Consider the following 14,574-nt stretch of genomic DNA (forward strand, 5'->3'; position numbering starts at 1 on the left):
GATCAATCTACTTAAGTTTATAGGGGGACACAAACGATGTATAGAGACACATATAAGCGAAAGGGAACTCAGCTTTTATGTTTGATAATCGCTCTCATGATGATTATTTTAAGCGCTTGCAATAGTAATGGATCATTAAGGAATAATTCTCATGCGTCTCGCCCGCTTATCTCTATTCTGGCGCCGCTTCATTTCCCCCAACAGCCATCGAAGGAAATAATGGACGAACTAGAAAGATTGACTGAAGTGAAGCTTGATATAAGATGGGTGCCTGATGGTGTATATACGGATAAAATGAACACCGCGCTTACAACAAATTCCTTGGGAAAAGTTACGTTCGTGAAATTTTCGGACTATAATCTAGTGAAAAATGCCATTCGTTCAGAAGCCTTTTGGGAGATTGGTCCTTATCTACAGGAATTCCCTAACCTCAAGAATCTAGATGAATCTATTCTGAATCAGGCTGCGATCGACGGGAAAATATATGGCCTATATACGGAGCGTCCTTCTTCCAGACAAGGAATCATTATTCGGCAAGATTGGCTTAATAATCTTCAGTTAAGTAAGCCCCAGACATTGGATGATTTATATGAGGTGATGAGGCAGTTTACTTATAATGACCCTGATCAGAATGGTGTACAGGATACGATTGGATTAGTAGATCGAAATGATCTCGTCTATGGTGTATTCAAAACCTTAAGCTCGTATTTTGGTACACCAAATAATTGGAAGATCGAGAACCATCAGATTGTTCCAGAATTCGTGACAGATGAATATATGGACACGATGGACTTTATGAAGAAATTGTATAATGAGAAATTAATTAATCAGGACTTTGCGCTTACTAGCAAAGAAGTGCAACGAGATGAATTTATTCGTGGGCAGGCCGGTATATTTATCGGTAGCATGACAGACGTCCAGCGATTATCTGTTGAGGCCAAAGCTCAGAACCCTCTGGCAGAACTTTCTTTGATTAACCGTATTGAGGGGCCCCAAGGTTATAAAGTATGGTCAATACCAAACTACAATGGTTTATATCTTTTTTCTAAGAAAGCTATTAAGTCGGAGCAAGAGTTGAAGCAGGTTCTTACTTTTTTCGATCGGACGATGGATAAGGATGTAGCTAATCTAATGAAATATGGATTTGAAGGTCGGCATTACCAACTCGAAGACGGGAAGGTTATCCTTCCAGAAGAGACATCGCAGCTACGCGTGCATGAAGTGAATCCTTTATATTCGCTGATGATTGCTGATTTCAGTAATAAGAACATTATGGAGGTAGCCAAGAAGGAGGAGTTGACCGCACTCGCGGACCAACTAAGCGAAGACAATGAACATTTCCTAGTAAATGATCCGACAGTTCAATTGAGTTCTCCAACCTATGATGAGAAGAATGTGGAGTTATCTTCCATTATTATGGATGCAACCTATAATTACATACTTGGTAATTTAGATGTTGAGGGATTTGGGCAAGAGGTTGAACGATGGAAGCGCAATGGTGGAGAGCTAATCATTCAAGAATATAATGAGGCAATTGCATGGGATAACAAATGAGGGGTATTGCTATACAAATTTTCGAATAACGGTAATTACTCCAGTTAATTTGATGAGAAAATCCTGATTTGAACTGTTAACTGGAATAGCTCCAGTAATTTCGGCGAAATCACCTGGATGATTAGCTTAAGCATCAATTTAGATGGAGAAATTCCAGTTAGGTTGGCAGTTAGCAGCAAGTAACGATGATTACATGGAGAAATTCCAGGTAATTCATCTTCAAATCAAAACCGATCAGTCTCAATAAGTTGAATAGTAACCTTTTCATCTAGGACGCCGAAAGGCGTTCTTTTTATTTGTGAACGCTACCAATTATCATCATAATCATTTGCTCACATCCCTTGAGGAACCAGGGTTTATGAGTAAATGATTATTTTCGTAATGAGATCGACGCTGTACTGTTGACCTTGTAACCAATACAAGTCCAATGGAGGTCAAAAACGGTATGAAGAAAAAATCATTCTCCATCTTCTTGACTACACTGTTAACTTTCAGTGTCATGTTATCTGCTTGCTCAGGTGGCAACAGCAGTAACAGCAGCAAGGAATCAAAGGATCCAGTATCTACGAACGAAGGTAACAAAGCAGCGGTTGTAGAGGCAGAGGGACCAACTGAAATTAAAATCATGCTTCCATTAAACACATCCGAGACACCGCCAGATACGATTAAGACTGAAGTTGAGAAAATAACGAACACGAAGTTGACTTATCAATTCTTCCCGGCGGATACGTACGAGGAAAAGTTGAATACTTCACTTGCTACCGGTTCGTTACCACAAGTAGTGTATCTAAAGAATCAGACAACTTTCGTTCAGATGAAAGAATCAATTAAGGACGGACAATTCTGGGAAATCGGGCCTTACATGAGTGAGTTCCCTAATTTGAGCAAGCTAAAACCAGAAATTCTGAATAATACAAAAGTAGATGGCAAGCTGTACTCGCTATATATCGGTAGACCTTTAGCACGTCAAGGCATCATTTATCGTAAAGACTGGGCTGACAAATTGGGACTCAGCGCACCTAAAAATGTGGATGAACTCTTCAAAATGGCGAAAGCGTTTACAGAGCAAGATCCAGACGGTAACGGAATCAAGGATACGATTGGTGTTGTTGACCGGAATGAATTGATCTATGGTGCCTTTAAAACGGTCTCGTCGTGGTTCGGAACACCGAATACATGGGGAGAACAGGACGGTCAATTGGCGCCAGAATTTACATTCTCGCAATATGTAGACACCATGGATTTTTTCAAAAAATTACGTGAAGGCGGTTATATGAACCAGGACTTCGCGGCAACAAGTAAGACGGATGCTGTCAATATGTTCACTAGTGGAAAAGCAGGTCTCTATATCGGTGGATCTATGCAAGATATTGATTCATTGAATAAGGATTTAATAAAGAATGTTCCTGATGCCGTTCTTGACACACACAGTATGGTTGCAGGCCCAGACGGGAAAATCACGCAGTGGATGATTCCGGGTTATAACAATGTCGCGTTGTTCCCGAAAACGGCTGTGAAGGATGAGGCAGAACTCAAGAAGATCCTGGCCTACTTTGATAAAATGATGACTCCTGAAGTATCAAACCTGATGTACTGGGGAATCGAAGGTATACACTATACGGTTGAAGATGGCAAGGCCAAAGCTGGAGATGACAAGGAACTGATTGAACGTGAGGTAAAAGGTTACAAGGACAGCGTGATCGGTGAAGCAGAAACCAATGGCATGTACCAACCTTATAACGTACTACCAGGTAGAATTCATGCCGAGGAATTGTTGCTTGAGAATGTCAAGTTCGGTGTAGCAGATCCAACCGCAGCGTTAGATTCAGCTACCTATACCTCAAAAGGTGTTGAGCTTCAACAGATCATTACAGATGCAACCTACAATTATATTTATGGTCAACTGGATAAAGCAGGATTTGAAAAACAAGTTGAGAGCTGGAAGAGTCGGGGCGGAGCCCAAATTATTGAAGAGTACAATGCTGCAAGATAATAAGGGCTATAAATCATTAGTTTAAAAGACTTAAAAATTGAAAAGGGCTGTTGATAGAGGATAGATTTCAGCAGCCCTTTCAATCAATACCACATTCGTACCTGAAACTTTTGGAGTAGAAAGGAAGAGATCCATGCAGGAAGTCACCGCTCAGCCTAATGCTGCCCCTCAACTAAAGATCAAGAAACCCCAACGCAGCAGTGAACTTAAAAAGCGGATTTGGAGAAATAAATGGCTGTATGTCATGTTAACACCGGGAGTACTTTATTTTATCATTTTCAAATATTTTCCGATGTACGGCTTGATTATCTCTTTTCAAGATTACAAGCCCTATAAAGGAATCATGGGTAGTGAATGGGTTGGTTTGCAGCATTTTCAAAGGTTATTTACCGAAGCCGACTTCTTAAATATTTTAAGTAATACACTGATTCTGTTCGGAATGAATCTACTATTCTATTTTCCGGTCCCTATCATCCTGGCTTTAATGTTGAATGAACTCCGGGGTACATTTTTCAAAAGATTTTTTCAAACCTTAGTGTACATCCCCCATTTCATGTCATGGGTTATCATTGTTTCGATTTCGTTCGTTATGGTCACGATGGACGGAGGAATTATTAACGAGCTCTTGACCTATTTTGGATTTGAAAAAGTCAATTTCCTGCTTAGTCCCGGTTGGTTCAGACCTATGTATATTATTCAGATTATCTGGAGAGAAGCGGGCTGGGGAACTATTATCTATTTGGCTTCCATTGCTGCTATTGACCCTGGACTTTATGAGGCGGCACGTATGGACGGGGCGGGAAGACTGAGACAAATCTGGCATATCACGCTTCCGGCAATTCGAGGTGTTATTGTCACCTTGTTCATTTTGAAAATCGGTTCCGTTCTTGATCTTGGATTTGAACATGTATATCTATTACTTAATTCCATGAATCGGGAAGTTGCGGAAATTATTGATACGTATGTATACACCGCAGGTATGAGACAAGGCAAGTTTAGCTACAGTACGGCAATCGGATTCTTCAAATCCATTATTGGATTAATTATGGTCATGGCTGTAAATAAAATATCCAAAAAAATGGGCGAAGAAGGCGTTTATTGATATTTTGCGGGAGGAATTGAAATGGTAGAGGACAGAACCATAGGTGGCAGAATATTTGCTGCTATTAACTTTACACTACTTGCAATTATTGCTTTGATTACGGTGCTTCCGTTCATTCATGTTGTGGCAGGTTCGTTCACGACAAGTGCGGAATTAGCGGCGAATAAATTCGTTTTGATTCCCAAAGTGTGGAGTTTTGAAGCATATAAGTTTATTTTCTCAACGAACACGATATTCAGAGCAATGGGTGTTTCGATTGGAATAACGCTTGTTGGTACTTTGCTAAGTATGTTTGTTACGGCACTGATGGCTTACGGTCTTTCTAGAAGGGATTTGGATGGACGTAATATCGTGAACTTCTTGGTTGTATTCACGATGTTATTCCATGGGGGAATGATTCCAACATTTTTGGTTGTCAAAGAATTAGGATTGATTGATTCTTATGCAGCGCTCATTCTTCCATCTACGATTAGTGCATTTAATATGATCATTCTTAGGAGCTTTTTTCAAAATATACCTGAGGGCCTGGAGGAATCAGCTAAGATCGATGGTTGCACCGATTTTGGCATATTATTCAAAATTGTATTACCACTATCTTTGCCAGCGATAGCAACGATCTCCTTATACTATTCGGTCACGTATTGGAATACTTACATGAACGCCATTCTGTATTTGGATGATAGTGCGAAATGGCCGATTCAAGTGTTATTGCGACAAATTGTTGTATTAGCCAGTGGCATGGATTATAGCTCTACACTGGATGCAGCGGTTCCACCACCGGATCAATCGCTTAAGATGGCTGTTATCGTTGTTGCAACTCTACCAATTTTAATGGTGTATCCATTCTTGCAGAAGCACTTTGCAAAAGGTGCGATGTTGGGTTCCATGAAGGGTTAGATCAAGCGCAAGGTTATAGAGAGATTATTAATTTGGAAGGAGCTTAGAACAATGACAATTCGCCTACCGGCGACACCTATGGATTGGGCCCAGAAGGCCTGCGATTCGTTAATGGACACTTACAAAGCGGGTGAACTTCCCCCAGCTCATCGTTGGCATTACCACCAAGGAGTTTTTCTCTGTGGGATGGAGCTCCTCTGGGAATCTCTCCAAGAGGATCGCTATATTGATTATATTCAGCAATATGTGGATGACCTGGTGGACGACAACGGGAATTTCTATTTTGCTCGAGATGAATTAGATGCAATGCAGGCCGGACTTCTGCTTTTTAATTTACATGAGCGGACGGGTAAGCTGAAGTATCGCATAGCTGCGGATAAGCTACGAAACTTGTTGCTAACTTTGAATAAAACCTCTGATGGTGGATATTGGCACAAAGATAAGTATCCGAATCAAATGTGGTTAGATGGGCTCTATATGGCTGGGGTATTCTCGTTGAAATATGCCAATGTATATGGAGATAGAAGCCTACGTGAAGAGGTATTACATCAAGAACGTCTCATGCGTAAGCATATGAAAGATGAAGTGACAGGTCTTTTGTACCATGCGTGGGATGAAAGTCGGCGAATGCCGTGGGCGAATTCACAGAGTGGATGTTCACCTGAATTCTGGTGCAGATCACTTGGATGGTATGGTCTAGCCTTATCTCAGTTTCTTGACCAGTTGCCTGTCGATGATCCGGGCCGAGAAGAAATTGGTTTAACGTTACGAGATTTCGTGTACACACTGATTCGTTATCAAGATAAGGATAGCGGTCTCTGGTACCAGGTAGTCGACAAAGGAGATCAACCTGAAAACTGGTTGGAGACTTCTGGTTCCTGTCTATTCATCTACACGATAGCCAAAGCAGTGAAGCACGGAATTGTAAGTGATGAAGTTATCAACGCTGCTTCGAGAGGGTACGAGGGTTTAATTCGAGTGATCCAATGGGACCCGCAGGGTAGATTAGTTCTACCAGATATTTGTATCGGTACTTCGGCGGGAGATTACGAGAACTATGTCACTCGTCCTAAGGTGACTAATGACTTGCATGGTGTAGGTGCCTTGATTATGGCATGCGTCGAAATGCAGTCTCTAATTCATAGGTAGATTTGTTCACATTATAGCTAGAAAGGGCTTGATTCTCTGGAGTGTTAATCATCAGAGATTCAGTCCTTTTATTATATGATCCATCGGGGGAGAGGCGAAAATGACATATTGGGGGATTAAGACAGCACATTCAATCATGGAACGTTGTCCAAAATTGTACGAAGACAAGGATCAACATGGTAAATGGTCCTATGACTACGGAGTTGTGTTGAGAGGATTTGAACTGCTGTGGAAGCAAACGGGGGAGCCTAAGTATCTTCAGTTCATTCAAGGGAATATGGATTATTTCGTCCAAGAGGATGGTTCCATATGGGGATACAAAGTGGATGAATACAATATTGATCACCTCAACAACGGCAAGTTATTGTTAAGCCTGTACAAAGAAACAAAGCAGGAGAAATATCGACGAGCAGTAGCGTTATTAAGAGAACAGCTCAAGTCACATCCGCGAACTTCTGAGGGGGCATTTTGGCACAAAAAAATATATCCTTATCAAATTTGGTTGGATGGTTTATACATGGGTGCCCCTTTCTATTTAGAGTACCTCCTGACATTTGAAGCAGGACAAGGGTTAGACGATGTGACGAGACAATTTATTCTGTCTAATCAACATACAAGGGATTCAGAAACGGGATTACTATATCACGCATGGGATGAACAACACATTCAACCCTGGTGTGATCCTCAGACCGGGTTATCAGCTAACTTTTGGGGACGCTCAATGGGTTGGTATCTCATGGCATTAGTTGATGTACTCGAATTGTTGCCGACTCAACACTCAGATTACGATAAACTGGTGACCATTTTACATGGCACTTTAATTGCTCTGAAGAAATTCCAAGATGCCAAAACAGGGGTATGGTACCAAGTAGTGGACCAAGGTGGGCGTAAAGGTAATTATTTGGAAGCCTCCGCTTCCTGCATGATTGTATATGCCATGGCAAAGGGGATTCGATTGGGTGTATTAGATGATAGTTGGTATGAAACATTAGACTCAGCATTTCTTGGGCTAATCATCGAATTTGTGCTTGAGACCAAAGAAGGATGGGTTAACTTAAATAAAAACTGCCAAGTAGCTGGTTTAGGTGGAGCCGATCAACGCGATGGTAGCTACGCCTATTATATAAGCGAACCTATCGTTACGAACGATCAAAAGGGAATCGGTGCCTTCTTGCAAGCTTGTGCTGAATACGAACAATTAAGAGATTAGCTCAGCAATAGAATAGGAAAGGAGACGATCACAATGCAAATTTATAATATTGAAGATTTTGGTGCGCGTAAGGACAGTGGAGAGCTGGCGACCCACGCGATTACGGCTGCCATAGCAGCTGCAAGCGAGGCAGGTGGAGGAACGGTGTATGTACCATCGGGTACTTTTCTGACGGGCTCGATATTTTTACAAAGCAATATTGATTTGAACTTAAGTCCCGGAGCTATTCTTTCATTTAGTAACAACCCCTTAGATTTCCCCGTAGTGGAAAATAGATGGGAGGGTGTGAAGCGAGAAGTTTATGCACCTTGTATCTATGGAAAGGGTCTAGTTAATATATCGATTACTGGAAGCGGTACGATAGACGGAAATGGTGCTCCATGGTGGTATAAGTTCCGAAATCAACCGGAGGAGCTAAAGTATCCAAGGCCGACCTTAATTGGGTTTGAGGGTTGCAAGCGTGTAACACTCAAAGATTTGACACTCACCAATTCTCCGAGCTGGACTGTGAATCCCATAGCTTGCTTCAATGTTACGATTGATAATTTGTCGATTCTTAATCCTGCCGATTCTCCAAATACCGACGGTATTAATCCGGAGTCATGTTCTAATGTCCGCATTAGCAATTGTAATATTGATGTCGGTGATGACTGCATTGCGATCAAAGCGGGAACCGAAGACACCAAAGAGCGAATTCCTTGCGAGAATATCACGATTACCAACTGTACGATGGTTCATGGTCATGGGGGTGTCGTGCTTGGAAGCGAAATGAGCGGGGATATTCGCAATGTGACCATTAGTAACTGCGTATTCAAACAAACGGACCGTGGTATCCGTATGAAATCAAGACGGGGACGCGGAGGAACCATTGAGGATATTCGAATCAGCAATATTGTCATGGAAGATGTGATTTGTCCATTCACGCTAAATCTGTATTATTTTTGCGGCCCTCGTGGCAAAGAACAATATGTTTGGGATAAGAACCCTTATCCAATTACAGATGAAACGCCGTGCTTTAGGCGCATTCATTATGCCAATATCACTGCTCGTAACGTTCATGCTGCAGCAGGCTTCATCTATGGACTTGCAGAGCAATATATTTCCGAAATTACATTTACTAATATAGACATCTCGATGGCGAACCATGCGGTTCCGGGTCATCCCGATATGTTGACAGGCATCGAGAAAATGACCAACCGTGGATTTTACCTTGGCAATGTGCAGGATATTCAATTTCATCAGGTTACGATTGAAAATCATGAAGGTCCGGCTTTTTGCATTGAGAATAGTGAAGGTGTAGAAATTGTGAGTTGCCGGTCGAAGAACACAAGAAAACCCGAACAACTGGTAGAGAAAGTTACAGTTACAGCGCTGTCTTCAGAACAGAATAGGTTGCAGTAGCGGAACGGGCTATGAAATCCGACAAACAGCTACTGCTACAGTTGTTAGGAGATCTCCCTACTAAGAAGACGATTTCAGCTAAAGTTTTGAAAGATGAGGTACTAGACGGGTATCGGCTTGAATCGATCTTATTGGATTTGAATGGGATGGAGCAGGTACCTGCCTATGTAGCCATTCCATTAAAGGGAGAAGGTCCGTTTCCGCTTGTTGTCTTTAACCATTCACATGGGGGAAATTATTCGAATGGACGAAATGAGTTTGTCCTGAGTAGTGCTTATTTGCAACAACCTTCATTCGCAAAGACCCTCACGGGGATGGGTTATGCGGCTTGTTGTATCGACATGTGGGGGTTCAATGAACGTGGTGGTAAAACGGAAAGTGAGCTAGTCAAGGAAATGCTGTGGCAGGGCCAAGTGTTATGGGGAATGATGCTGTACGATAATCAGAGGTTGGTCGATTATATGTGTCAGCGTGAGGATATTGATGCCGCCCGAATAGCTACAATTGGCATGTCTATGGGTGGATTAATGGCGTGGTGGTTGGCTGCATTGGATGAACGAATTGGGGTTATTATCGATATTTGCGGACAAGTGGATGCCCACACATTAATTGCCAAACGGGGATTGGATCATCACGGGTTCTATTCTTATGTTCCCGGTTTATTGAAGCATTTTACAACACTGGATATTCAAAAAATGATCGCTCCTCGACCTCGAATGAGTCTAGTGGGCAAAAGTGATCGGTTGTGTCCTCTAGAAGGTGTCGAACATTTGGCGGCAGGTCTGTCGGAAGCATACCGGGATGTAGGAAAACCTGAACATTGGCAACCTGTTGTTACTATTGGCGGGCATATGGAAACGTTAGAAATGCGGGTCACATGGCAGCAATTTTTGTCTGAGCACCTGTAATTATAATTTAGGGAATAGGGATGGGATCAAATATGATTGTAGTTGGCAAAGAATCTTTTTGCGACTTTCATACCATTCAAGCAGCGATAGATTCACTTGAGCAGCAATATTTAACAGAACCCGAAGTCATATATATTCTGGCGGGTGTCTACCCGGAAGAAGTACGAATCTATCGCTCGCACCTTACGATCATAGGAATCGGGCATGTGGAGATTGTGATGAATCGTTATGCGAAGGAACGGGATGAGACGGGGAGATCCATTGAGACCTTTGCGACTCCAACCTTATTCTTGGGTGGATCGCACCTCATGTTGGACAATCTCGTGATTGTAAATTCGGCAGGACAAGGAGCCGATATCGGCCAGGCCGTTGCGGTATATGGGCATTGTGATGAGGCGATTTTCAGGAATTGTACCCTCCGAGGTCATCAGGACACTTTATTCACGGGGCCATTGCCACCCGCTCCAAGAGAGCGGTTAGAGTTTGGCGGCATTCCTTTACGAGAGCATCATGCTCATTATCGCCAACTGTATCAGAATTGCTACATAGAGGGCACCATCGATTTCATCTTTGGTGGAGCAACGGCTTATTTTGAAGATTGTGAGATTCGAAGTTTACGTCATTATGAGAACCAATCCGGTTATATTACGGCGGCTTCAACTCCAGAGGGACAAACCTATGGGTATGTATTCAAGCGTTGTTTCTTAACTGCGGAACAAAATGATATTTCACCAGTGTTCCTAGGGCGACCTTGGCGTGAATATGCCAAAACTGTATTTGTGGATTGTAAGATGGGCACGCATATACATCCTCTTGGCTGGGACAATTGGAACAATTCTGCTAATGAACAGACCGTTTGTTACCAGGAGTACTACAGAGTTAAGGACATTGGTGCAATGACCCAGCAACGAGTGCCTTGGGCTGACTGTTTGGAGACGTTGGATGGGACGTACTGCAAAGAGCTTGTTTTCGCCGGGACCGAGTTTTGGAAGTGATATAGGAATTGATCTTAATAAAAGGTCACCAAACAAGGTGGCTTTTTATTGTGTACGATTATAGCCATGCCTTAAGCGTATACTCAAACATCGTATTTCTCTCCTTCGAAAAATGATAAAAAAAGCCGTTCCAGTGCACGGCTCATTGGTGAGCTTCATGCAATGAAGCGGCGTGTTCTTTACTCCGAATACATTAAGTATCTTGTAAAAAAGTACAAAGGGGTAAGAAGCAAATAACAAGATTGACAAATGTCTATGCAAGCAATTATATAAGCAATCATTTAAAATTTGAGAACTCATTTAAACTGTTGTGCAAATGCCTTGATTCTGTCAACGAAAATTCCTTTTAATTGATCCGTGCCTTCTTTAGGTGCAGCATAGGCTTTGTATCCACCAAATGATTCAATACAGATTGCTGCATTTCGTAGATCATCCGGGATATTATCGCCAATTATTTCTTCTGTCTTTTTGGGCTTCTCGTTACAAATGAAGTAGCCCATTTTCTTGCTGAGCAATTCATCTTTATTTTTTTTGATTACGTCGCGAATCGGCTTGTATATTTTTCCGTCTCTCACTCCAGCCCCTAAAATAATTGAATCAAATTCCGCCAGATTAGGTTCATTTATAGAAATATCGCAAATGGTGCATTTAGAGAGTTCTTCCGATAATACTTTTGCACATTGCTCTGTTGCTCCTGTTTTTGAAGCGTATAAGACTAGTACAGCCACATTTTCACACCCTTATATAGATTCTGCAAAACAAAAGCGCATCAAGAGAGTTGTATATTCCTCATTAAATATGGATCGAATGACTATAAAGTATCTCGTATATAAAGAATCTACATATCATTTATCTTGATGGACGAGATAAATAATATTCTAAAGTTGATGGTTACTATTGTCAAGTAATCACCATGGACGTAATTAACTATAATGAATTCCATAGAATGAAAAAAGAACGCCCAGATCCATTCAATGAATGATTCGGGACATTCTTTATCTCGTCATGAATACTATAGTTTACTTTTCGATGAATGACTTTTTAGACGGATCTTGTATTCGGCTAAAGACGACCAAGAATACTAAACCTCCAATGGCTATAGTTGCGATAAAGATCAGTATTAGATTGCTGTAGAGAAATGCAGCAACGTTGGTTATCGTAGGTAAAAAGGGGGAGGTCAACCAAGGTTGGGTCAATAAACCTCCAACGATAGCCACGCCAATTGCTTCGGCTAGGGAGCAGGCGAAATTCAGCAGGCCCATGCCCGAACCGGTTTCCTCCGAATGCAGTGCTCCCGCTACGCTAGCGGAGATAACGGTTTTCACAAAAGAGAGACCACTGAAAGTTAGGATCATTGCAGCAGAAATAAGCCAAGGGGCTTCATCTAAATACAACGAAACGCTCAGAAAACTTACACCTATCATGCATAAGCCGGTCAACATGGCAAACAGATTTCCTCGTTTATCAACCAATACACCACCGATGAACCCGAATAGGACCACACTGACCGTACCCGGAAAAAGAATGCCTACTCCAATGAGACTGGTCGACATATGATGCACATCTTTCATCATGTAAGGAACCATCGACACATAACCAGCCACCGTTCCTAACAAGATGCTTCCCGTGAGTACACCGATGATAAATGTTTTCCTACCGAACAAGGATGGCTCAATAAAAGGGTGCTCCACATGTCGAATACGCAATATAAATCCGATGAAACATATTACGCTAATGCTTATAAATACCGGATGGTACAGCGTTGTGAATAGCGTAAATGTCATAACCCCTACGGATAATAACGACGCCCCGACAAAGTCAATTTTCACTGTTGTTGCAGGTTCGTCAGGCAATGTTTGAATGAAAAATGGAATCGTCAGAAGTGTCATCATCGGCAAGATAAATAAAAAGGACCAATGAAGATAACCGGTTATGCTTCCACCGATCACAGGACCGATGCCTTCACCAAAAGCCACCATAGATCCGATCATACCAAATGCCTTACCCTGATGTATCGGTTCAATGCAACGGGCAACGATAACCATAATTAGCGCTGGAACTGCTGATACTCCAGCTCCTTGTACGAAGCGAGCGGTTAGCACACCAGGATAATACGAATGGAACAGAAGGCCGATTAAGGACCCTGTGCCATACATGAATAGGCCGAATAGAAGTAGTTTCTTCACACCATACAAATCCGACAACTTGCCATATACTGCTGTTCCTATCGCAAACGTTAGAATAAAGCCCGTATTTACCCAATTTGCGACCGAAGGCGCGATGCCAAACTGGGTGGCAATATCCGGCAATGAAACATTAAATACGGTCTCGTTAAGAAATCTAAAAAATGCAAGAATACTTAGCCAAACCATAGATTTTGGAATACTACTTACAACCAGCTTTGTCAATGAATAACCCCTTTATAACTCAAAGGGAGTCGCGCAGTTTACAGGGCCAGTGATGCGTCTTCCCCAAATTTTTGTACCCTTATCTGCAAGTTGTATCTCATCGTAACGCCTCCTGATTAAATAATTAGTATATAAAGATTGAAATAATTATACTTCATAAATGCAGCTGATCTATGGGATTAATTAACTATAATGAACTTTACCAAGGTAAGTATAAGAAATCAGGGTAATGCCATTTTCTTCTTCAAAATTATGATCTAAAAACGTTGAATAATTAAGAAATCAATGTATAATATTCGATATATATCAATTGATATATATTGGGTTAATCGCTTCAACTAAAGGAGAAAGACATGGCACCTAAACCTAAATTTACGAAAGATCAAATCGTCGATGCAGCATTTGAAATTGCCAGAGTTGAGGGATTTGATGGAATTACGATCAGAAAGGTAGCAGATCGACTAGGTAGTTCAATTGCTCCAATTTATGTGAATTTTAAAGACGTTGACGAATTGCTCCAAGAGGTAATCCAGAAGACGATCGCTGTTAGCAAACAATTGTTAATGGAACAAAAATCAGGGCACCCGTTTCATGACATTGGAGTCGCCAGTTTGCGGTTCGCTAAGGAATATAGTGTGTTATTCCGGGACCTAGTCATGAGGAAAAATGATCACATCAACGAGCAAGATCAAGAAATGAGCATGCTTATTGAAATGATGAAACAAGACCCTGATCTCAAGGGCTTAACAGAACATGAGCTGATGACCATCCTATTAAAAATGAAAATTTTCCAGACTGGCCTTTCCCTTATGGTGGCCAATGGATTACTTCCGGACGATTTTAATGAGGAGAAAAGTATTGAAATCTTAGACAGCGTTGCTACAGATATCATCACTGTTGCTCAAATGCGTAAAGCTGGAAAATTGGATATACAGGATTGATCGTGTACGAATTTAG

12 protein-coding genes are annotated in these 14,574 nt (G+C 41.6%); 10 read left to right on the forward strand and 2 right to left on the reverse strand.

Translation table 11 applies throughout. The annotated features are described in order from the left end of the window. Positions 1–219 precede the first annotated feature (219 nt). From IEW05_RS07665 to IEW05_RS07705, 9 genes are all read left to right on the forward strand, one after another. Positions 220–1,554, forward strand: coding sequence for an extracellular solute-binding protein (locus IEW05_RS07665; RefSeq protein ID WP_229753292.1), 1,335 nt, complete (start codon positions 220–222; stop codon positions 1,552–1,554). Positions 1,555–1,999: 445 nt separating this feature from the next. Beyond that, entirely contained in the window at positions 2,000–3,547 is a 1,548-nt protein-coding gene (locus IEW05_RS07670; protein WP_188537373.1) for an extracellular solute-binding protein, read from the forward strand. A gap of 133 nt (positions 3,548–3,680) precedes the next feature. Then, entirely contained in the window at positions 3,681–4,649 is a 969-nt protein-coding gene (locus IEW05_RS07675; protein WP_188537375.1) for an ABC transporter permease, read from the forward strand. A gap of 21 nt (positions 4,650–4,670) precedes the next feature. Next, entirely contained in the window at positions 4,671–5,546 is an 876-nt protein-coding gene (locus IEW05_RS07680; protein ID WP_188537377.1) for a carbohydrate ABC transporter permease, read from the forward strand. A gap of 51 nt (positions 5,547–5,597) precedes the next feature. Then, on the forward strand, positions 5,598–6,695 hold the full coding sequence (locus tag IEW05_RS07685; protein ID WP_188537379.1) for a glycoside hydrolase family 88/105 protein: 1,098 nt from the start codon (positions 5,598–5,600) through the stop codon (positions 6,693–6,695). A gap of 100 nt (positions 6,696–6,795) precedes the next feature. After that, complete coding sequence (locus IEW05_RS07690) at positions 6,796–7,905, forward strand: glycoside hydrolase family 88/105 protein (protein ID WP_188537381.1); 1,110 nt, start codon at positions 6,796–6,798, stop codon at positions 7,903–7,905. 33 nt (positions 7,906–7,938) lie between these two features. Beyond that, on the forward strand, positions 7,939–9,306 hold the full coding sequence (locus IEW05_RS07695) for a glycoside hydrolase family 28 protein (protein WP_188537383.1): 1,368 nt from the start codon (positions 7,939–7,941) through the stop codon (positions 9,304–9,306). An 11-nt stretch (positions 9,307–9,317) separates the two neighbouring features. Further along, on the forward strand, positions 9,318–10,214 hold the full coding sequence (locus IEW05_RS07700) for a dienelactone hydrolase family protein (protein ID WP_188537385.1): 897 nt from the start codon (positions 9,318–9,320) through the stop codon (positions 10,212–10,214). Between the two features lie 35 nt (positions 10,215–10,249). Further along, positions 10,250–11,209 carry a pectinesterase family protein gene (locus IEW05_RS07705; RefSeq protein ID WP_188540772.1) on the forward strand — a complete coding sequence of 320 codons (960 nt, stop codon included), beginning with the start codon at positions 10,250–10,252 and terminating at the stop codon, positions 11,207–11,209. Between the two features lie 296 nt (positions 11,210–11,505). On the opposite strand, the gene IEW05_RS07710 is transcribed toward IEW05_RS07705, so the two are convergent. Both IEW05_RS07710 and IEW05_RS07715 read right to left on the reverse strand, forming a co-directional pair. Then, complete coding sequence (locus tag IEW05_RS07710; protein ID WP_188537387.1) at positions 11,506–11,937, reverse strand: flavodoxin domain-containing protein; 432 nt, start codon at positions 11,935–11,937, stop codon at positions 11,506–11,508. A 291-nt stretch (positions 11,938–12,228) separates the two neighbouring features. After that, positions 12,229–13,581 carry an MFS transporter gene (locus IEW05_RS07715; protein WP_188540773.1) on the reverse strand — a complete coding sequence of 451 codons (1,353 nt, stop codon included), beginning with the start codon at positions 13,579–13,581 and terminating at the stop codon, positions 12,229–12,231. Positions 13,582–13,970: 389 nt separating this feature from the next. On the opposite strand from IEW05_RS07715, the gene IEW05_RS07720 reads away from it, so the two are divergent. Further along, positions 13,971–14,558, forward strand: a complete 588-nt coding sequence (locus tag IEW05_RS07720) for a TetR/AcrR family transcriptional regulator (RefSeq protein ID WP_188537389.1) — start codon at positions 13,971–13,973, stop codon at positions 14,556–14,558. Positions 14,559–14,574: the final 16 nt, after the last annotated feature.

It is taken from the genome of Paenibacillus segetis, assembly GCF_014639155.1.
GTDB classification, from domain to species: Bacteria; Bacillota; Bacilli; order Paenibacillales; family Paenibacillaceae; genus Fontibacillus; species Fontibacillus segetis.

Excerpts from the sequence above, each read along its gene's own strand:
- IEW05_RS07680 (WP_188537377.1), top strand. The coding sequence starts at position 4,671 with ATGGTAGAGGACAGAACCATAGGTGGCAGAATATTTGCTGCTATTAAC.
- IEW05_RS07690 (WP_188537381.1), top strand. The coding sequence starts at position 6,796 with ATGACATATTGGGGGATTAAGACAGCACATTCAATCATGGAACGTTGT.
- IEW05_RS07715 (WP_188540773.1), bottom strand. The coding sequence starts at position 13,581 with ATGGTTTGGCTAAGTATTCTTGCATTTTTTAGATTTCTTAACGAGACC.
- IEW05_RS07695 (WP_188537383.1), top strand. The coding sequence starts at position 7,939 with ATGCAAATTTATAATATTGAAGATTTTGGTGCGCGTAAGGACAGTGGA.
- IEW05_RS07675 (WP_188537375.1), top strand. The coding sequence starts at position 3,681 with ATGCAGGAAGTCACCGCTCAGCCTAATGCTGCCCCTCAACTAAAGATC.
- IEW05_RS07665 (WP_229753292.1), top strand. The coding sequence starts at position 220 with ATGGACGAACTAGAAAGATTGACTGAAGTGAAGCTTGATATAAGATGG.
- IEW05_RS07670 (WP_188537373.1), top strand. The coding sequence starts at position 2,000 with ATGAAGAAAAAATCATTCTCCATCTTCTTGACTACACTGTTAACTTTC.
- IEW05_RS07720 (WP_188537389.1), top strand. The coding sequence starts at position 13,971 with ATGGCACCTAAACCTAAATTTACGAAAGATCAAATCGTCGATGCAGCA.
- IEW05_RS07700 (WP_188537385.1), top strand. The coding sequence starts at position 9,318 with ATGAAATCCGACAAACAGCTACTGCTACAGTTGTTAGGAGATCTCCCT.
- IEW05_RS07685 (WP_188537379.1), top strand. The coding sequence starts at position 5,598 with ATGACAATTCGCCTACCGGCGACACCTATGGATTGGGCCCAGAAGGCC.